23 protein-coding genes, 2 tRNA genes and 1 rRNA gene are annotated in these 23,045 nt (G+C 65.5%); 15 read left to right on the top strand and 11 right to left on the bottom strand.

The window, feature by feature from the left end:
* From rrf to CRO50_RS07935, 3 genes are all read left to right on the top strand, one after another.
* Positions 1-71: ribosomal RNA gene (gene rrf, locus CRO50_RS20530) — 5S ribosomal RNA — on the top strand; the annotation flags it as partial.
* Positions 72-259: 188 nt separating this feature from the next.
* Complete coding sequence (locus CRO50_RS07930; protein ID WP_097145377.1) at positions 260-511, top strand: hypothetical protein; 252 nt, start codon at positions 260-262, stop codon at positions 509-511.
* 153 nt (positions 512-664) lie between these two features.
* A complete protein-coding gene (locus CRO50_RS07935; RefSeq protein WP_097145378.1) occupies positions 665-1,387 on the top strand; it encodes a haloacid dehalogenase type II in 723 nt (240 codons plus the stop codon).
* Positions 1,388-1,493: 106 nt separating this feature from the next.
* Here the strand turns inward: CRO50_RS07935 and CRO50_RS07940 are convergent.
* Positions 1,494-1,570: transfer RNA gene (locus tag CRO50_RS07940), tRNA-Met, on the bottom strand.
* Positions 1,571-1,910: 340 nt separating this feature from the next.
* Positions 1,911-2,213, bottom strand: a complete 303-nt coding sequence (locus CRO50_RS07945; RefSeq protein WP_097145379.1) for a TFIIB-type zinc ribbon-containing protein — start codon at positions 2,211-2,213, stop codon at positions 1,911-1,913.
* Positions 2,214-2,574: 361 nt separating this feature from the next.
* On the opposite strand from CRO50_RS07945, the gene CRO50_RS07950 reads away from it, so the two are divergent.
* The 3 genes from CRO50_RS07950 to CRO50_RS07960 all read left to right on the top strand — a co-directional run bounded on the left by CRO50_RS07950 (position 2,575) and on the right by CRO50_RS07960 (position 4,609).
* Positions 2,575-3,273, top strand: a complete 699-nt coding sequence (locus CRO50_RS07950) for a response regulator transcription factor (protein ID WP_179747230.1) — start codon at positions 2,575-2,577, stop codon at positions 3,271-3,273.
* A gap of 158 nt (positions 3,274-3,431) precedes the next feature.
* Positions 3,432-4,079, top strand: a complete 648-nt coding sequence (locus tag CRO50_RS07955) for a hypothetical protein (protein ID WP_143516879.1) — start codon at positions 3,432-3,434, stop codon at positions 4,077-4,079.
* 35 nt (positions 4,080-4,114) lie between these two features.
* A complete protein-coding gene (locus CRO50_RS07960; protein WP_097145382.1) occupies positions 4,115-4,609 on the top strand; it encodes a HugZ family pyridoxamine 5'-phosphate oxidase in 495 nt (164 codons plus the stop codon).
* A 53-nt stretch (positions 4,610-4,662) separates the two neighbouring features.
* Here CRO50_RS07960 and CRO50_RS07965 read toward each other — a convergent pair whose 3' ends face one another.
* The 4 genes from CRO50_RS07965 to CRO50_RS07980 all read right to left on the bottom strand — a co-directional run bounded on the left by CRO50_RS07965 (position 4,663) and on the right by CRO50_RS07980 (position 9,922).
* The gene (locus CRO50_RS07965) at positions 4,663-6,954 is read right to left on the bottom strand and encodes a glycosyl hydrolase family 28-related protein (RefSeq protein ID WP_097145383.1); all 2,292 of its coding nucleotides are present in this window, start codon (positions 6,952-6,954) and stop codon (positions 4,663-4,665) included.
* A gap of 96 nt (positions 6,955-7,050) precedes the next feature.
* Positions 7,051-7,455: a DUF4864 domain-containing protein gene (locus CRO50_RS07970; protein WP_097145384.1), complete on the bottom strand. Its 405-nt coding sequence runs from the start codon at positions 7,453-7,455 to the stop codon at positions 7,051-7,053.
* A gap of 52 nt (positions 7,456-7,507) precedes the next feature.
* On the bottom strand, positions 7,508-8,239 hold the full coding sequence (locus tag CRO50_RS07975) for a DUF4336 domain-containing protein (protein ID WP_097145385.1): 732 nt from the start codon (positions 8,237-8,239) through the stop codon (positions 7,508-7,510).
* A gap of 102 nt (positions 8,240-8,341) precedes the next feature.
* On the bottom strand, positions 8,342-9,922 hold the full coding sequence (locus CRO50_RS07980) for a lysine--tRNA ligase (protein ID WP_097145386.1): 1,581 nt from the start codon (positions 9,920-9,922) through the stop codon (positions 8,342-8,344).
* Positions 9,923-10,049: 127 nt separating this feature from the next.
* On the opposite strand from CRO50_RS07980, the gene CRO50_RS07985 reads away from it, so the two are divergent.
* A complete protein-coding gene (locus CRO50_RS07985; RefSeq protein ID WP_097145387.1) occupies positions 10,050-10,475 on the top strand; it encodes a tellurite resistance TerB family protein in 426 nt (141 codons plus the stop codon).
* Between the two features lie 180 nt (positions 10,476-10,655).
* Complete coding sequence (locus tag CRO50_RS20100) at positions 10,656-10,811, top strand: hypothetical protein (RefSeq protein WP_157791690.1); 156 nt, start codon at positions 10,656-10,658, stop codon at positions 10,809-10,811.
* On the opposite strand, the gene dacB is transcribed toward CRO50_RS20100, so the two are convergent.
* The 4 genes from dacB to CRO50_RS08005 form a co-directional block, all read right to left on the bottom strand.
* Complete coding sequence (gene dacB, locus CRO50_RS07990) at positions 10,796-12,295, bottom strand: D-alanyl-D-alanine carboxypeptidase/D-alanyl-D-alanine endopeptidase (protein ID WP_232617678.1); 1,500 nt, start codon at positions 12,293-12,295, stop codon at positions 10,796-10,798. The two genes, CRO50_RS20100 and dacB, sit on opposite strands and share 16 nt — an antisense overlap.
* A gap of 60 nt (positions 12,296-12,355) precedes the next feature.
* The gene (locus CRO50_RS07995; protein WP_097145388.1) at positions 12,356-12,991 is read right to left on the bottom strand and encodes a nicotinate-nucleotide adenylyltransferase; all 636 of its coding nucleotides are present in this window, start codon (positions 12,989-12,991) and stop codon (positions 12,356-12,358) included.
* A 105-nt stretch (positions 12,992-13,096) separates the two neighbouring features.
* Positions 13,097-14,239 carry an AI-2E family transporter gene (locus CRO50_RS08000; RefSeq protein ID WP_097145389.1) on the bottom strand — a complete coding sequence of 381 codons (1,143 nt, stop codon included), beginning with the start codon at positions 14,237-14,239 and terminating at the stop codon, positions 13,097-13,099.
* Between the two features lie 69 nt (positions 14,240-14,308).
* Positions 14,309-14,704, bottom strand: a complete 396-nt coding sequence (locus CRO50_RS08005) for a VOC family protein (RefSeq protein ID WP_097145390.1) — start codon at positions 14,702-14,704, stop codon at positions 14,309-14,311.
* A gap of 122 nt (positions 14,705-14,826) precedes the next feature.
* Between CRO50_RS08005 and ychF the strand changes: the two genes are divergently transcribed.
* On the top strand, positions 14,827-15,924 hold the full coding sequence (gene ychF / locus CRO50_RS08010; protein ID WP_097145391.1) for a redox-regulated ATPase YchF: 1,098 nt from the start codon (positions 14,827-14,829) through the stop codon (positions 15,922-15,924).
* Positions 15,925-16,006: 82 nt separating this feature from the next.
* Here the strand turns inward: ychF and CRO50_RS08015 are convergent, their stop codons facing one another.
* Positions 16,007-16,657, bottom strand: coding sequence for a DUF1236 domain-containing protein (locus CRO50_RS08015; protein WP_097145392.1), 651 nt, complete (start codon positions 16,655-16,657; stop codon positions 16,007-16,009).
* A gap of 264 nt (positions 16,658-16,921) precedes the next feature.
* Between CRO50_RS08015 and CRO50_RS08020 the strand changes: the two genes are divergently transcribed.
* The 6 genes from CRO50_RS08020 (at position 16,922) to CRO50_RS08045 (ending at position 23,027) form a co-directional block, all read left to right on the top strand.
* Positions 16,922-17,011 (top strand) — tRNA-Ser (locus tag CRO50_RS08020).
* Between the two features lie 285 nt (positions 17,012-17,296).
* Positions 17,297-18,364, top strand: coding sequence for a LacI family DNA-binding transcriptional regulator (locus CRO50_RS08025; RefSeq protein WP_179747232.1), 1,068 nt, complete (start codon positions 17,297-17,299; stop codon positions 18,362-18,364).
* A 26-nt stretch (positions 18,365-18,390) separates the two neighbouring features.
* Positions 18,391-19,650 carry an ABC transporter substrate-binding protein gene (locus CRO50_RS08030; protein ID WP_218844981.1) on the top strand — a complete coding sequence of 420 codons (1,260 nt, stop codon included), beginning with the start codon at positions 18,391-18,393 and terminating at the stop codon, positions 19,648-19,650.
* A gap of 10 nt (positions 19,651-19,660) precedes the next feature.
* The gene (locus tag CRO50_RS08035; RefSeq protein ID WP_097145394.1) at positions 19,661-20,566 is read left to right on the top strand and encodes a carbohydrate ABC transporter permease; all 906 of its coding nucleotides are present in this window, start codon (positions 19,661-19,663) and stop codon (positions 20,564-20,566) included.
* On the top strand, positions 20,563-21,405 hold the full coding sequence (locus CRO50_RS08040; protein WP_097145395.1) for a carbohydrate ABC transporter permease: 843 nt from the start codon (positions 20,563-20,565) through the stop codon (positions 21,403-21,405). Before CRO50_RS08035 ends, CRO50_RS08040 begins: the two co-directional genes overlap by 4 nt.
* Positions 21,406-21,410: 5 nt before the next feature.
* Positions 21,411-23,027, top strand: coding sequence for an FAD-dependent oxidoreductase (locus CRO50_RS08045; protein ID WP_097145396.1), 1,617 nt, complete (start codon positions 21,411-21,413; stop codon positions 23,025-23,027).
* Positions 23,028-23,045: the final 18 nt, after the last annotated feature.

The following is a 23,045-nucleotide window of genomic DNA, read 5'->3' on the forward strand; positions in this document are numbered from 1 at the left end:
CCCGGAAGTTAAGTGCCGTCGCGCTGATGGTACTGCGGCTTAAGTCGTGGGAGAGTAAGTCGCCGCCAGACCTAGTAAAGATCCAATAAAACGATACCAAAAACAAAACAGCCCGCTGACATAAAACTCAGCGGGCTGTTTTGTGTTCTGCCCCCCTGCTTCCAGACCGCCGTTAACGAGTTTGTCAGACATCTGTAGTCCGGGCTTAACGCGGCATTTACACCTGACTCATTCGACGCAAATTGTCTGGAGTGAGGCCATGGAGCCCTTTTCCCTGCTTTCAGTGGGCATGATCATTGCTGCCGATTTCGACAAGCAGCTGCACCTGATGGCCGGCATGGCGATCCATGTGGCGGCGCAGGAGTTGGAGCTGACCCCGCTCGAAGCCTGCCTGCTGAGCTTTGGTGCCGGCCTGGCGAAAGAGGCCTGGGATAGCCGTGGCCATGGCAACGTGGAGTTCGAGGACCTGGCGGCGACGGCCTTCGGCTGCCAAGTGACGATCCGCTTCTGACAAGGGCATGAGGGGCGCCAGGCGGCGCGAGAAACGCCCTGGAATGCCTCCTGCGGCCGAGGTGCGCCAATGGATGCGGCTACGGGGTGTCGCCCGGGTCCGAGCTGGCATAGGCTCTGGCGCGCGACCCCGTCGATCAGAATAGAGGACCAGATGAAACTCACCGATTTCAAAGCGCTTACCTTCGATGTCTATGGCACATTGATCGACTGGGAGACCGGCATGGTGGAGGGCCTGGCCGAGCTCGTCGCCAAGGCGGAGCGGCCGCTCAGCCGCAACGAGATTCTCGAGGCCCATGCCCGGCATGAATCCACGCAGCAGAAGTACACGCCGGCGATGAAGTACAGCGAGCTGCTCTCGGTGGTCTACAAGCGCTTGGCGGAGGAATGGGGCGTCCCCTACAGCCGCGAGGATTGTGTGGCCTACGGCCAGTCGGTGAAGAATTGGCCGGCCTTCCCGGACTCCGCCGAAGCCCTGGCCTATCTGAAGACGCACTACAAGCTGGTGGTGCTGACCAATGTCGACAACGAAAGCTTCCGCTTCTCGAACGACAAGCTGGGGGTGGAGTTCGACGCCCGCTACACGGCCGAGGATGTGGGAAGCTACAAGCCCGCGGATCGGAACTTCGACTACATGCTCGAGAAGATCGGCGATATCGGCATCGAGAAGAGCCAGATCCTTCATACGGCAGAAAGCATGTTCCACGATCACGGCCCGGCCAACCGCCATGGGCTGCGCAATTGCTGGATCTACCGTCGCTACGACCAGGAGGGCTTTGGCGCCACGATGAACCCCGGTGACATGCCGCAATACGACTTCCGCTTCAACTCGATGGCAGACCTGGTGAAGGCGCATCAGGCAGAGCTGAGCGGCTAGGACGCGGGTCAGGCGGGGCGGGCTCTGTGCCGCGCCCCGGCTGGCGGCGGTGACATGTCGCTGAAAACACAAACGCCCCGAGCCTAAGCTACGGGGCGTTTTGTATTGGTTGCGGGGGTAGGATTTGAACCTACGACCTTCAGGTTATGAGCCTGACGAGCTACCGGGCTGCTCCACCCCGCGCCAATTTTCGTGAGGCGCGTCGTCCTCATCGAATGGAGCCCCGATGTAGCCCCAACTCGGAGGAGGCGCAAGGGCCTCGGGGCGCTTTTTTTGACAAAATCGTAAAACCTTTTCGGGTTCTTGGGGCGGCGCAATTTTCTACCCCGTAGAGGCTGGTTTTCGCAATGAAAACAATGCCGTTACCCCCGGGTCAACGGGTGGCAAGGGACAGAGGGGTCGGCACCGGTGGCGGGCGGTGTCCCGCCTGCCTTGGGGATTCGCGGAAGTGAATCGGCGGCCCGGCAGGCGGCGGGCAAACCCCTTGCTGCTGCGGGCCGCGCGGATGGCCTTGCGGCCTGGATCAGTCGAAGTCGAAGATCTCGCTCAGCAGCGATTTGCGCTTCTTCTTCTTGTAGTACTTCTTGTCGTAGCCGCCCTTGTACTGCCCGTGATGCTGGGCACGCGGGTCGTAGCGGCGGTCCTCGCCGTAGCTGTCGCGCGGCGGTGCGCTGCGGGCGGGGGCTGCGGGTTCGGCGCTGCGCTCGATGATCTTGTCCAGCTCGCCGCGATCCAGCCAGACACCACGGCACGTGGGGCAATAGTCGATCTCGACTCCCTGCCTGTCCGTCATCAAAAGCTCGGTCCCGTCCACTGGGCATCGCATCGGCAGCTCTCCTTCTTTTCGCTTCGTTTCCAGATGGGGCCGCGCGGGGCGGGGTGCAACCGGGCGCCTGCCGATGTTAACCAAGCTCTTGGAAAATTTGAGACTTATCCTTTTGTATAGATGACCGGGCGGGGGTTACCGGGGTATTACATCCCTGTCAGGCAGGCGTCGCCGCAAGGGCAACGGCCGCAGGACAATCGGGGCGCCGGCTGGCCGGCGCGTTCATCGCGCAGAGGGCATGGCGCCCGCGCATTACATCCGAGTTCGACGGTGTGGGCCGCAGGCATGTCCCTCCCGTCGGCGGCCGCTCTCTCTCCACATCCCCGTCGGGCTCGGCCCAAGGGAAGAAATGGAGATCGGCATGCGCCTTCTGGTTACGGACACCACCTGGAATATCGCGGGCCTTGCCCATGCCATGGGCAAGGAAGGCTTCTATATCACCGAGGCCGCCTCGGGGGGCGAGGTGCTGGAATATGCCTCCTCTGCCGAGCAGAACGCGATCCTGCTCGATCCCGACCTGCCCGACATGAAGGCCTCTGACCTTGTGGCGCAGCTGCGGGCCAATCATCCGCGCATGGTGATCGTGGTGGCCTCGCGCCGGGTCGACGATGCGCTGCGCAAAAGCTTCATGGCCCGTGGCGCGGACGAGGTGATCGAATGGCCCTGCAAGCCCATCGAGATCGCCGCCCGGCTGCGCGCCTATATCCGCCGGGCCTGCGGCTTCGCGCATCCCGTGCTCGAGACCGGCGCGCTGAGTGTCGACGTGGATGCGCGTTCGGTCCATTGGGGCGACATGCCGATCCACCTGACCCGCCTGGAGTACGAGCTGGTCGAGATGCTGGTCCTGCGCGCCGGTGGCATGGTCTCGCGCGAGCAGATCATGCTGCAGCTATACGCCTGGCAGGATGAGCCCGACCCCAAGATCATCGACGTCTACATCTGCCGCATCCGGGCCAAGCTTGCCGCCATCGGAGCGCCCGAGGATGTCATGGTCACGGCCTTCGGCCAGGGGGTGCGTATCCCGGCGCTCACGCCCATGCGGAAGCACAAGGCGGCCTGACAGGGCCGGCCCGACCTCTAAGAGACGCGTCCAGCCGCGCAGGGGCGGGGGCGGGCCCTGGGCCTGTCCCCGCCTCGTTGGGGCGAAACCCTTCATCTTCGTTATTCGACTATTAACCAAGCCGTCCCAGTCTGGAGAAAACCCCAGGGAGGCGGATCTTGCGTTTCACCATTGCAGTCCTGCTCTGTCTGGCCCTCTGGCCAGCTACGCTTTCGGCGGGGGCCTGGCCACGCGGCAAGGGGGCGCATTTCCTCTCTGTCACGGGGCGGGTCGTGGGCGCAGAGGATGGCAGCTGGACGCAAAGCTACACGCTCTTCCATGAATATGGGCTGACGGACCGGCTGACCCTTTCGACGGATTTCGGCGGCGCGATCTCGGGGCTGGAGAAGCTGGTCAGCTATGTCTCGGTCCCGATGGGAGAGCGCCTTGGCTTTCGCCTGGCGCTGGACATGGGCGCGGGCAAGGTGGCCGGGGAGTGGGTGCTGCGGCCGGGGCTGTCCTTCGGGCGCGGGCTCGAGCGCCCCTCGGGCTGGATCGCCGGAGAGCTGGCGGCAGAGGTCTTTGCCGGCACCGGCGCGGTGGACTGGAAGTTCGACCTGACCCTCGGTCTCAGCCCCGGCAGGCGGGCGAAGTACTACATGCAGCTGCAGAGCGGCCAGCGCGCCGGAGACCCCGCCTTCGCGCGGCTGGCGGGGTCTCTGGCCTGGAAGATCCGCGACGGCACCTGGCTGGATATCGGCGGCTCTGTCGGGTTGGCCAACAGCGATCCCTATCGGCTGAAGCTGGGGATCTGGCGGGAATTCTGATGACAGCCCGGCCGCGGCGGGGCAAGACGGGGCCCATGGCCGAGAGAACCACAGATCCGATCCGCCCGACCGATGACGACGCCCGCGCCCTGGCGCAGGGCCTGATGCGTGACGCCGCCTTCGGTGCCCTGGGCACCCTGCGGGACGGGGCGCCCCTGGTCACCCGGATCGCGCTCTTCTGCCCCGAGGACGGCGTGCCGGTGACGCTGGTCTCGCGGCTATCGGCCCACACGGGCGCGCTGCTGGAGGGGGCGAGGGTCTCTCTACTTCTGGGGGAGCCCGGCGCGAAGGGAGATCCGCTGACCCACCCGCGCCTCTCGATGCAGGCGCTGGCCGACCCGGTGACCCGCAACGATGCCCGTTTCGAGGCACTGGCCGGGGCCTATGTGGCGGCGCGGCCGAAGTCCAAGCTCTACATCGGTTTCGCCGACTTCCTGCTGGTGCGTTTCCCGCCCGAAGGCGCGTTGCTGAACGGCGGCTTCGGCGCCGCCTTCCGCCTGACCGCCGAGGACCTGTTGCCTGAGGGCTGATAGGACAACGCCTCCCCGAGGGGAGACGTCCTTGGCGACAGCGCTGCGTCAGGTCAGAGGGGATCGTCCATCCGCACCGTCACGGTGACAGTGCCTTCGACGGCCTCGCCCCAGTTCAGGGTCACCTGGTCGCGGTTCGCCCCTTCCTTGGTCTTCACGTAGGGCATCCCGTGATGGGCCACGTTGGCGCCATTGGCGATCTTGCCGTTGGCGACCACGGAGGAGACGGTCTGGGCCCAGCCTCCGAAGGGCAGCTTGGGCGCACAGTCGAGGGTCCAGACGGTGCTGGTCGAGGGCTCGGTATGCTTGATCACCAGCGGGTTCACCGCGCCGGTGTCCACCAGGTTGAACATGTTGCCCGAGAAGGTGACGTTGGTGATCTTGTCGTAGTCGAGGTCCGCGAAGCTGGTGTCGACGCTCTCTACCCGGTCGATGGAACCGTGGATGCAGCGGAAAATATTGCCGTTGATGTTGACCCCGTTCAGGTAGTGCCCCGCGCCATAGGGTTTGATCACCAGGAAGGTGAACCAGGGCGCCACGTCGCTGCACAGGCAGATGTTGTCCGAGACGTTGAGCCCCGAAAAGCTGAACTCGCTGGAAAACCCCGGCGCGTCGTCGTGTTCGTTGCCCCATTCGATGAAGCAATTGTCGATGTAATTGCCGTTGATCGTCGCCCGCGCGTTGGTCCGGCTCAGCACGATGCCCGGCGTGCGGATGCCCGCATCGGCATTGTCGCCGCCGAAGAAGTGGTTGCCGGTGATGATCGAGCCCGTGCCCGCGATCACCGCGAAGGTGCGCAGCTGCTGCACCCGGTTGTTGCGCAGCTTTATGTCGTTGGCATTGGTATTCAGCGCGATCGACACCCGGTCCTGGCTGAGCGCGCCGCTTTCGTCCGAGATGAACTGGCAGCGGTCCACCAGCATGCCCTGGCAGCCGGTGCCATGGCTGGTGATGCCGCGATCCTTGGGCCGCGTGATGTAGCAGTCGCGCAGATGGAAGATCAGGCCGGCGGGCGCCAACAGGATGGCGCTGCAATCGCCGCCGCACTGGAACTCGATATCCGACATCGAGAACTTGTCGAGGTAATCGAAGCCCGAGAAGTCGAGCATGTACTTGAAGCGCTGGAAGGTGAAGGTCTGGGTGCCCGCCGCATCATGGAGCGGCAGCGAGAGCGTCAGCTTCTGCTGCGCCACGTTGACCGAGGTGACATAGACCTCGCGCCCCACGCCATTGCCCTGCACCAGGGAGCCGGGCTGGATGTTGGCGATATTGGTGACGCCTGTCAGCTCGCGGGAATTGGCCGGGTCGTAGGTGCCCTGGCTGGTGGTGATGTCGGTGTCCCAGGCGCTGCCGCCCTGGCAATCGAACTGGCCGTTGCAGATGTGGCGGCGCTGCGCGTAGCAGGTCTTGTTGGCCAGGGCCGCCTGCATGTCGATGGGCTGGGTCACCTTGATGCGGCGGCCGCCCAGGTCCAGGCTTTCGTGGTCCGAGTTGTTCAGCAGCGACTGGAAGGCCTTCTTGAAGGCCAGCTCCTCGTCGTCGAAGGCGTCGATATAGGCGGGCAGGTGGAAGTCCTTGGTCAGCGACAGCACGGCGTCCGCGGGCATGGAGAGCGTGCCGTCGAACTGGGTGCGGTTGTCGAAGGTCATGCTGTCCGAAAGGTAGAAGGTGCCTTCGGGGATCTTCACCAGCCGACCGTCGGCGGCGGCATCGGCGGCCTGGAAGGCGGCCAGGTCATCGGTCACGCCATCGCCCCTGGCGCCGAAGTCGCGCACGTCGACCCAGGCCAGCATGTCGCGCAGGAAGACCTCGGTCACATCTTCGATGCGCAGATCGTCGATGCGGATGATCCCGCCATTGGCGCCGGTCAGGTCCAGCCCGAAATGGCCGTAGACCGGCGTGGTCCCCCAGGCCATGTCCACCCCGTCGCGGTCGCCGCTGCCGACGATGGCGCTGATCTCGACCACCTCGCCGTAGCTCGACAGGGCGGTGGCCGGGCCGGTCTCGGTCAGCCCGGCGACATGGCCGTCAGAGCTGTCGCCGGCCCAACCCGCGATGCGTACCGAGGGGAAGTTGCCGCTGACCGCCTTCACCCTGGCGCTGATGCGCAGGTAGCAGCCGGGCAGGATCGGGGTCTCGCCCATGTAGCGCAGTTTCTGGGTGGTCGCGCCCTTGAGCAGTTCGAGGCAGCCGCCGAAGTCCTGGTCGGCGGCGATGATCGCTGCATTGGGGTCGCCCTGGTAGCTGTCCGAGCCTGGCGTGCCGTCACCGCTCGACCATTGGTCCAACCCGTTCTCGAATGCCGGGGGCATGAAGAGAATGCCGTCCGTGATCGCCTTGTTCATGCCGAAGCCCTTTCCTCTGCCGCGACGCCGCGCGGCGCCGAATGGGCGAAAGGGCTAACAACACTCTCTTAACGGAGGCTGGGAGGACCGTGCGGCTTAGACCGCGGGCTGAGAGGCCGGCAGGCGGCGCACGGAGTCGATCTTCCAGCCGTCCTCGGTTTCGATCAGCAGGTATTCCAGCATGTGGACGCGGCCCTTCTGGTCCTCGATCATCAGCACCTGGGCCTGTCCGTTGCCGCGAGGCTCCATGCCCATGAAGCGGAAGAGACGCGGGGCCAGCACCTCGGGGTAGCCGAGCCGCAGCATGCGCTCGAAATTGTCGACCGGGCCGAAGTAGCCCCGGATGCCGGGGGAGGCCATCTCGTAGGCGCCTGGGAAATCGCCCTGCCTGAGGGCCTCCATTTGGGTGCTGATGACGCTTCTCACCGCGTCGTCCTGTTGTGCCGTGGCGGGGCCTGTGAGCAGCAGGGCTGTCAGCAGGCCGATCATGAACCGCAACATGTCTTACCTCCGGGAACTCGTACAAACACACTCCCCTAGAGTTAGATCTTGTTTACGCTTGGTCAAGCAGGCGGGCAAAGGCCCGGCGCAGGCGGGCGGTGGCGCCGGACTGCCAGGGCTCTCCGTGGGACATGACCGCGCGCTCGGGCTGCCATGAGAGCATCGTCTCGACGTGGCCCCTGAGGGCCACCTTGTCGAAGGTGGCGCGCATGTCGGGCGGCATCCGCCCGTCGGGGCGCACGATACCCGCCAGCGCGACCAGTTTTCCCATCAGCCAGGGCAGTTTCGCCGGATCGAAGTTCTCGATGAAGTCCGTCAGCACCAGGCAGCGCGAGGGGGCGTGGAAGAAGACCATCTCCTGCAGGACCTTGCTGCCGGTCACCAGGTGGCCCTGCAGCACGCCCTCCCAGCAGGCCTCGAGCCCCAGCTCTTCCGCCGGACCGATCTCGACCCGGCGCGAGGCGGCGCGGGCGCGGACACCCGGAGCGACCCAGGCCTTCGCCTGCGGATAGCGGGCCTGCCAGTCGGGAAGGGCGGCGTAGTGGATGGCATTGGGGGCGACGATATGGGTGATGGGCCCGAGCGCCTCGACAGCCGCGAACAGGGCCTCATCGGCGCGGATCGGCGAATGCACCCAGAGCCCGCCAGAGGGCAGGCGCACGATCGTCATCCGGGTGGAAAAGGGCAGGCCGTAGAAACGGATATGCGGCCCGTCCACGATCCAGAGATCCGTTCCGAATGGCTTCGGCACGTTCAGCGGTTCATATCCCGTGGTGCGGCGCATGGCGGGCCCTCCCTGCCGCGCAGCATCGGAGCCTGCCCGGGGAAGTGCAACGGGCCGGCCCCGAAGGACCGGCCCTGCCGTGGTAACAATCGCGTGCGGGGCTCAGCCCTCGACGAACTCGCCGGCCAGGGCGCGGTCGATCAGCGCCACGGTTTCCTGCACGCCGTAGAGCGCGATGAAGCCGCCGAAACGCGGCCCCTGCTTGGCACCCAGAAGCACCTCGTAGAGGCACGAGAACCAGGCCTTCATCGGATCGAAGCGTTCGCGGCCGATGGTGTAGACTACGGATTGCAGCGCCTCGTCGCTCTCTTCGCCATCATAGGCCTTCAGCGCGTCGCGCAGCGCTTCCAGTGCCTCGATCTCGATGCCTTCGGCGGCGCGGAAGACTTTGCCCGGCTTCACGAAGTCATTGTAGTAGCGCACCGCGAAACCGGCGGCCTGATCGAGCTGCGGGTTGGTCTCGGGGCTGGCCTCCGGCGCGTAGCGGCGGATGAAGCCCCAGAGGGTTTCCTTGTCCTCTGCGCCCGAGACGGAGGCCAGGTTCAGCAGCATCGAGAAGGGCACCACCATGTCCGAGGCGGGCACGTTGTGGCCGTGGATGTGGAACACCGGGTTGGCCAGGCGGGCCTTGGCGTCCTGTTCCGCATAGGCGCGCAGCTGCTGGTGGTATTCGTCCATCGCCTTGGGGATGACATCGAAATACAGCCGCTTGGCGGTCTTCGGCTTCAGGAACATGAAGTAGCTGAGGCTCTCGGTCGAGGCATAGGTCAGCCATTCGTCGATCGAGATGCCGTTGCCCGAGGACTTCGAGATCTTCTGACCCTGGTCATCCAGGAAGAGCTCGTAGGTGAAATGCTCGGGCTTCTTGCCGCCGAGGATCTCGCAGATGCGGTCGTAGATCGGCGTGTTGGTGCTGTGGTCCTTGCCGTACATCTCGAAGTCGACGCCAAGCGCGGCCCAGCGGGCGCCGAAGTCGGGCTTCCACTGCAGCTTCACGTTGCCGCCGGTGACGGGCAGGGTCCACTCCTTGCCGTCCTCGTCGTCGAAGGTGATGGTGTAATCATCCTTGTTGACCGACTTCATCGGCACATAGAGGACGCGGCCGGTCTCGGGGTGGATCGGCAGGAAGATCGAATAGGTCGCCGCGCGCTCTTCACGCAGGGACTTCAGCATCACCTTCATCACGTCATCGTACTTGTCGACAGCGCGCTTCAGCACCTCGTCGAATTGGCCCGACTTGTAGAATTCGGTGGCCGAGTAGAACTCGTACTCGAACCCGAAGGTATCGAGGAAACGGCGCAGCATGGCGTTGTTGTGGTCGCCGAAACTGTCGTGGGTCTCGAACGGGTCGTAGACCGAGGTCAGCGGCTTCTGGATGTCTTCCTTCAGGCGCTCCTGGTTGGGCACGTTGCCGGGGATCTTGCGCATGCCGTCCATGTCATCGCTGAAGCAGATGAGCCGGGTGGGAATATCGCTGATCACCTCGAAGGCGCGGCGGATCATCGTGGTGCGCAGCACCTCGCCGAAGGTTCCGATATGGGGCAGGCCGGAGGGGCCGTAGCCCGTCTCGAACAGCACGTAGCCCTTCTCCGGCGCCTTCTTCTCATACCGTTTGGCGAGGCGGCGGGCCTCTTCGAAAGGCCATGCTTTCGATTCCAATGCGGCTTGGCGCAGTTCGGACATGTCGGGTCTCCTTGAGGATTCGGCCTCATACGGGCACCGGGCTTCCTATTGTGCATGGGCCGAGGGGTCAATATTGTGACGCCTGAAGGCCTGTAAGGCCCCTGGATACTCACGTGAAGGATAGCAGATGCCCACCGATATCGAGCATTCCCTGTCGGCTCAGGACTGCCTTGTCCTGCTGATGATCGCCGTCTCGGTTTCGGACGAGAATGTCCGCACCGCCGAGCTGATCAAGATCGAGAGCCAGGTGAACACCCTGCCGGTCTTCGGCACCTATGACGACAGCCGGATCAAGCAGATGTCCTCGATCGTCTTCGACCTCTTCTCGGAGGAGGACGGGCTGGATGCGCTCTTCGGTCTGATCCGCGAGAACCTGCCCGAACGTCTCTTCGAGACCGCCTATGCGCTGGCCTGCGACGTGGCTGCCGCCGATGGCACCCTGCGCGAAAGCGAGCTGCGCCTGCTGGAAGAGATCCGCTACGAGCTGGACATCGACCGCCTGCATGCCGCCGCCATCGAACGCGGCGCCCGTGCGCGGCACCTGACCGAATAGGCGGGGGCTTCGCCGCCCCGGCGGGCGGAAGGTGTCAGGGCTGAAACAGCCCTGAGCGGGAGCTTGCCATCGGTCTGCGTATTGTCGCCGGGGGAACGGGGTCTGGAATACCCGTATTGATCGCGGCGGCATTTGCCCCACATGTTACTTATGACATTGTTTCAGCATAAGTTTCCCGCCATGCGACGCCTTTTCCTGGTCCTCGGACTGGCCCTTCTCTGCATCGCGCCGATCGTCGGTGCGATGACCAAGTCCTCTGACCTTTCCGCCGAACCCATGTCGGCTGACACCTCGGAGCTTGTCAGCCCGCTGGAAAGCGATCAGGCAGAGCCGTAAACTTGGCTCCACCGCAGTAGAAGCGCCTGCTGCAGGCGGCGGGCGCGGGCGGTCCAGGTCCGGCCCCCGCGCGGTCTTTCGCGCTCTGCCCGGCTGAGGGCATCGCGGCGCGGCACATCCCCTGACAGGATGGCGAAGGCATAGCTGCCCCCCGCGCGGCTGTCGGCATAGCCCGCTAGCCCGCTGACGAAGTTCAGCGTGCCGGTCTTGCCCACCACGGTCAGACCGGGACGAGAAACCTTGCGCCCCTGTTCATCCATCAGCACCACGTCCTTCAGGATCGGTTGCAGCCGCTGGCTGACACCGGGGGCAGAGAGCATCCGCACCAGCGCTTCGGTGGGGAAGCGCGAGGCATCGCCCAGGCCCGAGTGATCGACCATGGCCACACCGCTCAGCCCGTATCTTTCCGCCGCCCATTGGCTCATCGCCCGCGCCGAGGCGGGGATCGAGCTCGGGCGTCCGCTGGCACGGGTCGTGGCAGACAGGCCCAAAAGTTCGGCAGTCAGATTGTTGGAATAGCGCAGCATCAGCCGGGCGATCTCTCCCAGCTGTGGGCTTTCGTGACGGGCGATCTCGGTCATGCCCTGCGGCAGTTGGCGCAGGGGCTCTGGCGTCTTCAGCACCAGCCCGCCGGAACGGGCGAGGGTGGCGAAGACTTCGGCGGCATAGGCGGCGGGCCGGCGGACGGGCAGCCAGCGCGCCCCGCCCTTGCCAAGCGCTTCGCGCGAGACGGTCCATTCATCGCGGCCGCCGCGGTCTGCATAGGTATAGACCGGGCTCGACCTGTCGGCGATCTGCATCGAGGCGATCTGCACGGCGGGGCGGTACTTCTTGGTGCGGGCCTCCATGGTGACCCGCCACTTGCCGCCCTCGGGCTTCCACTCGAAATGCACCCGGTTGTAGTTCAGGTTCAGCGCCGAGACGCCGGGGTTGTAGCCCAGGTGGTCGGGCTGGCTGGCGTCGATCAGCCGGGCTTCGGGCAGGGCGCTGCCGTGGTAGTAGAACTTGCCCGCCACCTCGCGCAGGCCGGCGGACTTCATCCGCGCGGCGATACCCGCCAGGTCGGTGGTGTCGAGCCCCGGATCGCCGCCGCCGACCAGGATCAGGTCTCCGTCCAGGCGACCGTTGCGCAGCGGGCCCGTGGCCATGAGGCGGGTGGCGAAGCGGTGCTTCGGCCCCAGGACCTCGAGCGCATAGAGCGCGGTCAGGCACTTGCCGACACTTGCCGGCGGCAGCGAGGCCTCGGGGGCGTGGCTTTCCAGCAGCGGCGCGTTCGGCGCATCGCCGACCCGCGCCAGGGCAAAGCTTGAGATGCCGGTCACTCCGGCCTCTGCCAGCAGGGTCTCGGCCGGGGTCGCCTCTTCGGCGCCCAGCCCCTCGGGGCGCAGCCTGGGACGGAGAGACGAGGCCGGCGCCGCCGCAAGGAGCGGCCGGGCAAATCCGGCTAGCAGGGTTCCCAGGAAAAGGCGTCGGGGCAATTTCATCATCATCAATGCGGGTTTGTCGTGACTTCCCAAGGACATCTCTAAACGCCGCGCCCCCTTTCAGGCAAGCTTGGTGGTGGGGCGATCTTCGCTGCCGCGCCATTCGCCTCGGGCGCGGATCTCGGACGAGGAGATGTCGCGCATCGGCATGTCGACGAAACACCAGGCCGGGGCCGCCAGGCCGCCCAGGCCGTGGCTTTCCGCATCGCGCACCCTGGCCTCGCGGGCGATGCGCGCGGTGCGGGAGTTGCGCGCGGGCAGGCGCTCTCCGGGGCGGGCAAGGACGCCGATGGGCACATTGGCGAGAATCCAGCGCCATTCCTGCCAGCGGTCGAACTGCACCAGGTTGTCGGCCCCCATGAGCCAGGTGAAGGCGACACCGGGATAGAGCCTTTTCAGGGCGCGCAGGCTGTGGGCGGTGTAGCGGCTGCCGAGGCGGGCCTCGATATCGGTGACGTCGACCCTGGGGTGGCGCATCAGCGCGCGGGCGGCCTGCATCCGCTCTTCCAGCGGCGCGGGGCCGTCCTTCTTCAGCGGGTTGCCTGGGCTGACCAGCCACCAGACCCGATCCAGGCGGAACCGCTTCAGGGCTTCGCGGGTGATATGCACATGGCCCTCGTGGGCCGGGTCGAAGGACCCGCCCAGAAGCCCGATCCTCTGGCCGGGACGCGCAATGGGACAGCGGTGAAGGGGCACCGGCTTCTCCTGCCTGATACCCGGCGCGCATGGGCTGGCGGCCCAGGATCGTCGGCGGGATCGTTGTCGGTTACCTGCGGATTTGCGCCGGAAGCGGGTGCAAAGTCAAACCCCGCGCCGTTGCCGGGCCCGGCTGCCCCTCCGCCGGGGCGAGCGGCCCTCGAGGAAGAGGCCGATGTTGCTCAGCGCCGGGATGTTGTCGCAAAGCACCTTGGCCATGACGAGCAGAGGCACTGCCAGCACCGCCCCCGCGGCGCCCCAGAGCCAGGCCCAGAAGACCACGGCCAGGAAGACCGAGGCGGCGTTCAGCTGCAGGTGCCGACCGACCAGCCAGGGCGTGATCATCTGCCCCTCGATAGACGTCAGCACCATGTAGACCAGCGGCACCAGCAGGGCCGCGCCAGTGCTGTCATAGGTCACGAGCGCCACGGCACCCGCCACGAACATGCCGATCATCGCGCCGAGATAGGGCAGGTAGTTCAGCAGGAAGGCGGCCACGCCCCAGAGCAGCGCATAGGGCATCCCCATCAGGTGCATGGCCAGCCCGATGCAGATCCCCAGCACCGCGTTGATCGTCGTGATCGCGGCCAGGTAGCGCGACACCTGCCGCTCCACGTCACGAGAGATCCGCGCCGCCCGACGCTTGCGCGAGAAATCGGGGAAGGCCTTCACCAGCCGGCTGCGGAAGGCATCGCCCATCGAAAGCAGGAACATGGCAAAGAGCAGCGCCACCGCCAGCACCGTCCCCGAGGTCGCCAGCGACCCGAGCGCGGTCTGCAGAAGCCCCGTCGCCGGAGAGACCACGATGGTATCTTCGTTGCTGCCATCGGCATTGCCCGATGCCATCTGGCTCATCTCCTCGGACGCCTGTTTCAGGCGCTCGAAGTTATGCAGCACGTGCCAGAGCTTGCGCCGCACCTCCTCCTGGATCTCGGGGGCGTCGCGCATCAGGGTCTCGGCCGGCATGCGCAGGGCATAGAGGCCCAGGATCGACACCAGCCCGATGGTCACGATCAGCCCGACCGCAGACACGCCATCGGGCACGCCCTTGCGGCCCAGCCAGCGCACCACCGGCGTCAGGGTCAGCGCGATGAGGAAGCCCAGCACCACGGGCAGCACCATGGTGCGAGCCATGTAGAGCGACCAGAGAAGGAAGAGCGCCAGAAGGGCCCAGAGCAGGATCTCGATTCTGCGCAGGCCGGGGGAGACGCCCGGTTCGGGCGCTGCGACGGTTTCGACTTCTGACATGGGATCCCCCTGCTGACACGAGGGGTCAACGCGCGGCCGGTGGGCGCGGTTCCTCTGCGCCGGGGGCGCTCAGTCGCAGTTGATCATCCAGGGCACGCCGAACTTGTCACGACAGGTGCCGAAGCCCCGCGCCCAGAAGGTGGGGCCGAAGCCCGAAGTGTCCTCTCCCTCGCCGGAGAGGGTGAGATGGATCAGCCGGGCCTGGTCCAGGTCCTCGAACTCCAATTCGATGGCGAAACCCGAGATGTCGGGCAGCACGCCCGGCTCCCAGCTGTCGGCCACCATGATGTCCTGCCCCATCACGCAGATCCGGCCATGCATGATCCTCCGGTGCAGCGAGACCTGCTCGGGCGGCTCGGGCATCTCGCCCAGTGTCAGCAATTGTTCAATCGGGGTCCGGAAGATCCGGGCATAATAGTCGAGCGCGGCACGCGCCTCGCCGTCGAAATAGAGATAAATGGCCATCCTGCACCTGCCGGTTCTCCTGAAGGAGACCGCTCCACACAACCTACACGATAGCACGGATCGACTTGCGGCAAAGCCCCTTGGATTCTATGAGGCGCAGGACACAAAGGAGTATGAGCGTCATGGGCTTCAGGATGGGCATCGTGGGTCTGCCGAATGTCGGCAAGTCGACCCTCTTCAACGCGCTGACCAAAACCGCCGCGGCCCAGGCCGCAAACTTCCCCTTCTGCACGATCGAACCGAACGTGGGCGAGGTGAACGTGCCGGACAAGCGTCTGGACACGCTGGCCGAAATCGCCGGCTCGAAACAGATCATCCCGGCGCGGATGACCTTCGTCGATATCGCGGGCCTGGTGAAGGGCGCCAGCCAGGGTGAAGGTCTGGGCAACCAGTTCCTCGCCAACATCCGCGAGACCGATGCCATCGCCCATGTGCTGCGCTGCTTCGAGGATGGCGACATCACCCATGTCGACGGTCGCGTCGATCCGGTGGCCGATGCCGAGGTGATCGAGACCGAGCTGATGCTCTCGGACCTCGAATCCATCGAGAAGCGCCGCGCCAACCTGGTGCGCAAGCTGAAGGGCAACGACAAGGAAGCACAGCAGCAGGACCGCCTGCTGGCCGCCGCCCAGGCCGCGCTGGAAGACGGCAAGCCGGCCCGCACGGTCGAGGTCGACGGCGAGGACCTGAAGGCTTGGAAGGGCCTGCAGCTGCTGACCACCAAGCCCGTGCTCTATGTCTGCAACGTGAACGAGGAAGACGCCGCCAAGGGCAACGACTTCTCTGCCGCGGTCCAGAAGATGGCCGCCGAGCAGGGTGCCGGCACCGTGCTGATCTCGGCCCGGATCGAGGAAGAGATCAGCCAACTCGACGCCGAAGAGGCCGAGATGTTCCTGGGCGAGATGGGCCTGGAAGAGGCGGGCCTGGATCGTCTGATCCGCGCCGGCTACGAGCTGCTCCACCTCGAAACCTATTTCACCGTCGGCCCGAAAGAGGCTCGCGCCTGGACCATCAAGCAGGGCACCATGGCGCCCCAGGCTGCCGGCGTGATCCACGGAGATTTCGAGAAGGGCTTCATCCGCGCCGAGACCATCGCCTATGACGATTACGTCGCCTGCAACGGCGAAGGCGGGGCCAAGGAGGCGGGCAAGATGCGCGCCGAGGGCAAGGCCTATCAGGTCAAGGACGGCGACGTGCTGCACTTCCTGTTCAACACCTGATCCCATCCGGACCGGACATGAAAACGCCCGCCCCCGCAAAGGGGCGGGCGTTCCGCTTTTCAAGGGGCCTTCCGGCCAAGGATCAGCGCAGCACCTGCACGATGGTGCGATCCGTATCGACCAGCACCGGCTGACCGTTGACGTTGATGTAGCGGTAGTCGCTCTCGGGGATGGTCACCAGCTGTGCACCCTCGGGGATGCCGGCGCCGACCACGACTTCACCGTTCATGTAGACCGGCTCGACCGGGTTGGACTTGACGTAGGTCACGGTCTCTTCCGGCACGGCAGAGGCACCGGCGGCGGTGCCCAGCAGGACGCCCGCGGCCACGGCAGCCGGGCCGCCGACCAGCGACATGGCCAGCGCGCCGCCGGTCAGGCCGCCGGCGGTGGCGGCATCGGCGCGGTTCTCTTCATTGACGTCAACGGTCTCCAGTTCGAGGCGCTGGATGTTGCCCTGGATGATCACCGGCTCGGAATCCAGCGAGGCGGTCAGATAGGGGCTGTAGGCCCAACCCTGGTTGCCTTCAAAGGTCACCTTGCACCAGTCGATGGCGGTGGCGCATTGCTCGACCTCGACGGCGGCTTCACCGGGGATCACGTCGATGATCTCGCCGCGCGGGCCGGGGTCGGCGCGCAGGTTCAGATCGGTGGTCGCCGTGGCGCTGGTCGAGGCCATGGCGCTGGTTGCGGTCAGGATGGCGGCGGCGCTGAGGCCGAGGGTCTTGGCATACATGGGATATGTCCTTCCGTTGCTGTGGCCCTGCTGGGGGCTGTTCCGAGGCGGATCGCTCCGCCCTTGCACAGCCACACAACGGTGCCCCGCGCTCGCCGGTTCCTGCGGCCCCTGCCGCACCCGGCGGAACCCTGCCGGGGGAGGGGGCGCAAGCGGCCCGCGAAAGAACGATATAATCGAGCTGAGCCAAGGGTTTGCACCCTGATCCGCACTTGTAACAGTTTTCACTTGTTTTCCGCCGCCCTGCCGCATAGACACACCGGCGGAGACGTGGCCGAGTGGTCGAAGGCGCTCCCCTGCTAAGGGAGTAGGCGGGAAACCGTCTCGAGGGTTCGAATCCCTTCGTCTCCGCCATCAAACATGTAGAATAGCTTTGATTGGGTCGCCTTGGGCGGCCTTTTTCTTTGCTCATCAGGTACTTGCCGGATGGAAGACCGTCGGGCGCTGATCATGTCGGGTGTCCGCACGGCTCTAGGCCCATCGTCGTCCGAACATGATCCAGGTCGCCACCCGGCCGTGCGTTGCCAAGCGGTGGCACGAAACGCCAAGTCTGGATGCTCCATCACTCCGCTCTCAGATTTCCAGGCTTGCCACAGGCGATCTCGTTTGATAATGCGCTTAATCAGGGAGAGAGAAACCGTGTCCACCAATGCAAGCAACAAGAAGCGCAGGGTAACGCAGGCAGATGTCGCGCGTCGCGCCGGTGTTTCGACGGCGGTTGTGTCGGCGACGCTGAATCCCAACAGCGCCACGGGCGTTCGGGTCAGCCAGGATACGGCAAAGCGGGTGCGGGCGGTGATGCGGGAGCTGGGGTATACCCCGAACCCGATTGCCCAGTCGCTGGCGCGCGGGAAGCGCAACATCCTGGGTGTCTTCACCTATGAATCGGTATTCCCCTCAGAGCGGGGGAACTTCTTCTACCCGATGCTGCGGGGGATCGAGATGCAGGTGTCCGGCGCAGGCTATGACCTGCTGCTGTTCACCTCGGCCCAGACCGCTGAGGCACCGCGCCAGATCTTCGCCGGCGGGTCCAACCGCCTGGGCGTTGCAGACGGTGCGATCCTGCTGGGGCAGGAGCCGGATTCGAGTGAACTCGAACGGCTCGCCGACGAGGGGTTCCCCTTCGTGACGGTGGGGCGGCGGCACTCCGGGCGGGTCGAATTGAACTGGGCCGCTGCGGGATATGCCGAAGCGACCTCGGAGATCGTGTCCCATGGGCATGAGCTCGGGCATCGCCGGATCGCCTATGTTGGCGGTGCAACCATCCGTGAGCAGCAGCAGGACCGGGAAGCAGGCTTTCGCTCTGCGATGCACCGGCTCGGGCTGGACCAGGGGCCCGATTGCTGTTGGCACATCGACCCCGAGACATTGGACGCAGCATGCCTGGAGAGCATCCTGTCGCGCCGTGTCACGCTCATTCTCGCGGAGACCCTCAAGCACGCGGAGCGCCTGGAGGACCTGCTTCGGGACAAGGGGATGTATGTCCCGCAGGATATGTCCATCGCCGTTCTGGGAACGCCGCTGGAAGACACCAAGAGCATCTTGCGCTGGACCCGCTTCGAGGCCCCGCGCGAGGAGATGGGTCGGGAGGCCGTGCGCCTTCTGCTGGCCCAGCTCGATGGCCGGCTGAACGGGCCAGCGCAGACAACTCTGCCCTGCAAGTTCATACCGGGCGATACGCTTCGTCCGGTCACCGACGGCCACTAAGTCCAGAATACAGAGGAGGAGAAACCATGAAACGTCACGACAAAATGATAAAGCGCTTAATCGGCGCGAGTGCCCTGGCCGCAGGCCTGTGCGGAACCCCCGCCCTGGCAGAGGAGCTGCGGTTCACGGTGTGGACGGGGAGCGAGGCTCACCTGTCGATGCTGAACGGCATTGCGGCCAGCTACACGGAAAAGAACCCCGACGTGACCGTCCGGTTCGAGACCATTCCCTTTGCCGATTACGTGCAGAAGATCACCCTGCAACTGGCCGGCGGCAATCCCCCGGACCTGGGCTGGCTGCTGGAGAGCTCGGCGCCCACCTTCGTGGATGCGGCGGTGCTGGCGGATGTCTCGGAGACGCTGAAAAGCACCGAGGGCTATGACTTCGACGATCTTTCGCAGGGGGCCATGGGCCTGTGGCAGGACGGGGATGCCGTCTACGGTGTGCCGTTCTCGACCTCGCCCTTCATCGTCTACTACAACGCCTCGCTCTATGATGCGGCGGGGCTGGAGCATCCCGACGCGCTGGCCGCGAAGGGGGAGTGGACCTGGGAGCGTCTGAAGCAGGATGCAGCGGCTCTTGCCGATGCCGAGGCCGGTGTCTGGGGCTTCCAGAGCGTCGATGGCCAGGGCTATGGCGGCCGGGCCGTCCATACGCTGATCCCGATGGTGCGGTCCCATGGCGGCGACGCCTGGGCGGATGGCACCTGCGGTTGGGCCAGCGATGAAGCCGTCGAGGCGGTCTCGCTCTACCACGACATGATCTTCAAGGATCACTCCGCAGTACCGCCGGGCGAACAGGGCGACTTCTTCACCGGCAATGCCGCGCTGACCGTGACCCAGCTCAGCCGTGTGTCGAAGCTCAAGGACGCCGCGTTCGACTGGGGCATCGCGCCGCTGCCCTCCGGCCCCGCAGGCGAGGCCTCGGTCATCGGACAGGCCGCCATCGTGGCCTTTGCCCAGGGCAAGCAGACGGACCTGGCCGCCGACTTCATGGCCCATATGACCAGCGCCGAGAACGTGGCCATCATGGCCGAGTTCTTCCCGCCGGCGCGCAACTCGGTCCTTGAGGGCGAAGCCTTCCTGACCAGCAACGCCGCCGTCTCTCCGGAGCAGATGAAGATCGTGGCCAATGGCATCGCCAATGGTGCGGTCGCGCCGGGTCATGTCGCCTATCCGCAGATCGAATCCGCCATGCGCCCGAAGTTCGACGCGCTGTGGAAGCCGGATGCCGATGTCAAAGCGGTGCTCGAAGACGTTTGCGCAGCCATCGAACCGCTGCTCTGAGGCCTGACCCATGAAAGACACAGCCATCCGGCCACCACTCACCCTGCGCACCCGAGACGCGCTTGTCGGGTGGCTGTTCGTTAGCCCCATTACCATCGGCTTCCTGATCTTCTTCGTCGGGCCGCTGGTGGCGGTCCTGGGCTACTCGCTAACCGAGTGGAACCTGCTCACGCAGCAATCCACCTTCGCCGGCATGGACAATTATGCCGACGCGCTCGGCCGCAATCCGGAATTCTGGACCGTGCTGCGCAACTCGCTGGTCTTCGCCGCCGGCCTGGTGCCGCTCAACATGGCGCTGGCGCTGACCCTTGCCGTGGCCCTGTCGCGCCCCTTCAAGGGGGTGGTGATCTTCCGCACGATCTTCTTTGCCCCGGTGGTGACCGCAGCGGTGGCCTGGGCCATCGTCTGGACCTTCCTGCTGCAGGGCGAGAGCGGTGCGGTGAACCAGATGCTGGCGCTGATCGGCATTGATGGCCCGAACTGGCTGCGCCATCCCGACTGGGCGATGTTCGCGGTGATCGTCACTCGCGTGTTCAAGACCGTCGGCCTGAACATGATCCTCTACATCGCCGCCCTGCAATCCATCCCGCGCGACTACGAGGAAGCAGCGCGACTGGAGGGGGCCTCGGGCTGGCAGGTGTTCCGCCTGATCACCTGGCCGCTGCTGGCGCCCACCACCCTGGTGATCATGGTGATCACCGTCGTCGGCTCGTTGAAGGTCTTCGACCACATCTACCTGATGACCGAGGGCGGGCCGGAGAACGGCACCCTGGTGCTGGCCTTCTACATCTACGAGCAAGCCTTCGAGTTCTTCAACGTCGGCTATGCGGCGGCCCTGGCGGTGATCCTCTTCCTGCTGATCGTGCTGCTCACGATCACCCAGGTCATTCTCAAGCAGCGCGGGGGAGAGAGATGACCCGTTTCCAATCACCCTTCGTGCGCATCTGCTGGTACCTGTCGCTGGCGATCCTGGCCGTGCCCTTCGTCTTCCCCTTCCTGTGGATGCTCTCGGGCGCGGTGAAATCCCAGACCGAGATCTTCTCGCCCAGCCTCTCGCTTCTGCCGCAGACCTGGCACTGGGAGAACTACGCCGAGGTGTTCCGCTACCAGCCCTTCGCCCGGCAGTACTTCAACTCGCTCTACATCGCGGTGGTGGTGACGGCGGGCTCGCTCTTCATCTCGTCGCTGGCAGGCTATGCCCTGGCCCGTATCCGCTTTGCCGGCAGTGGCCTGCTGCTGCTGATGCTGATCTCGGCGCTGATGATGCCGGAAGAGGTGACGATCATCCCCAACTTCTTCCTGATGAAGTGGCTGGGCCTGATGAACACCCACATGCCGCTGATCCTGCTGCCGATGTTCGGCTCTCAGGGGGTCATGGCGACCTTCCTCATGCGGCAGTACTTCACCGCGCTTCCGCCCGAGCTTGAAGAGGCCGCGCGGATGGACGGGCTCTCTCGCTTCGGCATCTTCTGGAAGGTGGCGCTGCCGCTGTCGCGCCCGGCGCTGGCCGCCGTGGGCATCATCACCTTCCTGTTCTCCTGGAACCTGTTCCTCGAGCCCCTCGTCTTCCTGAGCGACATCGAGCTCTTCACCCTGCCGCTCGCGCTCTCAAACTTCACCGACGCCTATGGACTGCCGCTCTGGCACCTGCAGATGGCGGCGACCAGCCTGGCCGTCGTGCCGATCCTGATCGTCTACATCGCCGCTCAGCGTCAGATCGTAGAAAGCTTCGCCCTCTCGGGTGTCAAAGGATAAGAACCATGAAAGACCTCCACGCAGATATCATCATCATCGGCGGTGGCCTCGGCGGCGTGTCGGCAGCCCTGGCCGCGCTGAAGATGGGCCGCAGTGTCATCCTGACCGAGGAATACAAGTGGCTGGGCGGGCAGCTGACGACCCAGGCCGTGCCGCCGGATGAGAACCCCTGGATCGAGAAGGAGGGCTCCACCGCCAGCTACCGACAGCTGCGGGAGGGCATCCGCAACTACTACCGGCGCCACTACCCACTCACGGAAACGGCGCGCGGGCTGGCGCTCCTCAATCCCGGCAGCGGGAACGTCAGCCCGCTCACGGCAGAGCCGCGCGCCGGCGTCGCGGTGATCGACGAGATGCTTGCGCCCTGGCACGGGACCGAGCGGCTGACCATCCTGCTCAACACCCGCCCGGTGGGCGTCGAGCAGACCGGCGACCGTTTCGACGCGGTCGAGGTCGAGAGCCAGGAATATGGCGCGCTGATGCTGCACGGCCGCTATGTGATCGACGCGACCGAGCTGGGGGACCTGCTGGAGCTGGGCGCGGTCGAGCATGTGATCGGTGCCGAAAGCCAGGCCGAGACGGGCGAGCCTTCGGCCCCGGCCGAGGCGAACCCGATGGACCAGCAGGCGGTGAGCTGGTGCTTCGCCATGTCCTATCATCCCGACGAGGATCACACGATCGAACGCCCCGCCGAATACGACAAGTGGCGCGACTACAAGCTGGATTTCTGGCCCGACCGCCAGGTCTCGTTCACCGCCCCGGACCCGGTGACGCTCGAGCCCGACACCCGCCCGCTCTTTGCCGGCGACATCGACGCCGAGGGGATCGAGGACAACTGGCACTACCGTCGCATCCTGCGCCGCCAGAACCACGCAGAGGGCCATTTCCCCTCTGATGTCTGCCTCGTGAACTGGCCGCAGATCGACTATTGCGAAGGTCCCATCGTCGGTGTCCCCGCGGAGGAGGCCAAGCGCCATCTGGAAGGTGCGCGCCAGCTCTCGCTCTCGATGCTCTACTGGATGCAGACCGAAGCGCCGCGCCACGATGGCGGCACCGGTTACCGCGGGCTGCGCCCGGCAGGAGAGGTGATGGGCACGCTCGACGGTCTTACCGTCGCGCCCTACATCCGCGAAAGCCGCCGCATCAAGGCGCTCTTCACGGTGACCGAGAACCACGTCGGCGTCGATGCCCGCGAAGGGCTGGTGGGGGCCGAGGTCTTCGAGGACAGCGTCGGGGTCGGCAGCTACCGGATCGACCTGCACCCCTCCACCGCGCCGCGCAACTATGTCGACATCGCCAACTGGCCGTTCCAGATCCCGCTGGGAGCGCTGATCCCCGAGCGTGTCGAGAACCTCCTGCCGGCCTGCAAGAACATCGGGTCGACCCATATCACCAACGGCTGCTACCGCCTGCACCCGGTGGAATGGAACATCGGCGAGGCCGTGGGCGCGCTGGCCGCCTATTGCCTCGACACCGGCGAGACCCCGCGCGGCGTGCGCGAGACGCCCCGGCACCTCGCGGCCTACCAGGACCTGCTGTGCCAGAAGTTCGCCATCCCGCTGGAATGGCCGCGGCACATCTACCGGACCGCGCGGCTGGAACTCTTCGGCCGTGCCGAGTGACAGGCTTCTCAAGGGAGA

Origin of the sequence: Pseudooceanicola antarcticus (assembly GCF_900215355.1) — a bacterium.
Taxonomy (GTDB): Bacteria; Pseudomonadota; Alphaproteobacteria; order Rhodobacterales; family Rhodobacteraceae; genus Pseudooceanicola; species Pseudooceanicola antarcticus.

Excerpts from the sequence above, each read along its gene's own strand:
- CRO50_RS07930 (WP_097145377.1), top strand. The coding sequence starts at position 260 with ATGGAGCCCTTTTCCCTGCTTTCAGTGGGCATGATCATTGCTGCCGAT.
- CRO50_RS07935 (WP_097145378.1), top strand. The coding sequence starts at position 665 with ATGAAACTCACCGATTTCAAAGCGCTTACCTTCGATGTCTATGGCACA.
- CRO50_RS07945 (WP_097145379.1), bottom strand. The coding sequence starts at position 2,213 with ATGCGATGCCCAGTGGACGGGACCGAGCTTTTGATGACGGACAGGCAG.
- CRO50_RS07950 (WP_179747230.1), top strand. The coding sequence starts at position 2,575 with ATGCGCCTTCTGGTTACGGACACCACCTGGAATATCGCGGGCCTTGCC.
- CRO50_RS07960 (WP_097145382.1), top strand. The coding sequence starts at position 4,115 with ATGGCCGAGAGAACCACAGATCCGATCCGCCCGACCGATGACGACGCC.
- CRO50_RS07965 (WP_097145383.1), bottom strand. The coding sequence starts at position 6,954 with ATGAACAAGGCGATCACGGACGGCATTCTCTTCATGCCCCCGGCATTC.
- CRO50_RS07970 (WP_097145384.1), bottom strand. The coding sequence starts at position 7,455 with ATGTTGCGGTTCATGATCGGCCTGCTGACAGCCCTGCTGCTCACAGGC.
- CRO50_RS07975 (WP_097145385.1), bottom strand. The coding sequence starts at position 8,239 with ATGCGCCGCACCACGGGATATGAACCGCTGAACGTGCCGAAGCCATTC.
- CRO50_RS07980 (WP_097145386.1), bottom strand. The coding sequence starts at position 9,922 with ATGTCCGAACTGCGCCAAGCCGCATTGGAATCGAAAGCATGGCCTTTC.
- CRO50_RS07985 (WP_097145387.1), top strand. The coding sequence starts at position 10,050 with ATGCCCACCGATATCGAGCATTCCCTGTCGGCTCAGGACTGCCTTGTC.
- CRO50_RS20100 (WP_157791690.1), top strand. The coding sequence starts at position 10,656 with ATGCGACGCCTTTTCCTGGTCCTCGGACTGGCCCTTCTCTGCATCGCG.
- dacB (WP_232617678.1), bottom strand. The coding sequence starts at position 12,295 with ATGAAATTGCCCCGACGCCTTTTCCTGGGAACCCTGCTAGCCGGATTT.
- CRO50_RS08000 (WP_097145389.1), bottom strand. The coding sequence starts at position 14,239 with ATGTCAGAAGTCGAAACCGTCGCAGCGCCCGAACCGGGCGTCTCCCCC.
- CRO50_RS08005 (WP_097145390.1), bottom strand. The coding sequence starts at position 14,704 with ATGGCCATTTATCTCTATTTCGACGGCGAGGCGCGTGCCGCGCTCGAC.
- ychF (WP_097145391.1), top strand. The coding sequence starts at position 14,827 with ATGGGCTTCAGGATGGGCATCGTGGGTCTGCCGAATGTCGGCAAGTCG.
- CRO50_RS08015 (WP_097145392.1), bottom strand. The coding sequence starts at position 16,657 with ATGTATGCCAAGACCCTCGGCCTCAGCGCCGCCGCCATCCTGACCGCA.
- CRO50_RS08030 (WP_218844981.1), top strand. The coding sequence starts at position 18,391 with ATGAAACGTCACGACAAAATGATAAAGCGCTTAATCGGCGCGAGTGCC.
- CRO50_RS08035 (WP_097145394.1), top strand. The coding sequence starts at position 19,661 with ATGAAAGACACAGCCATCCGGCCACCACTCACCCTGCGCACCCGAGAC.
- CRO50_RS08040 (WP_097145395.1), top strand. The coding sequence starts at position 20,563 with ATGACCCGTTTCCAATCACCCTTCGTGCGCATCTGCTGGTACCTGTCG.
- CRO50_RS08045 (WP_097145396.1), top strand. The coding sequence starts at position 21,411 with ATGAAAGACCTCCACGCAGATATCATCATCATCGGCGGTGGCCTCGGC.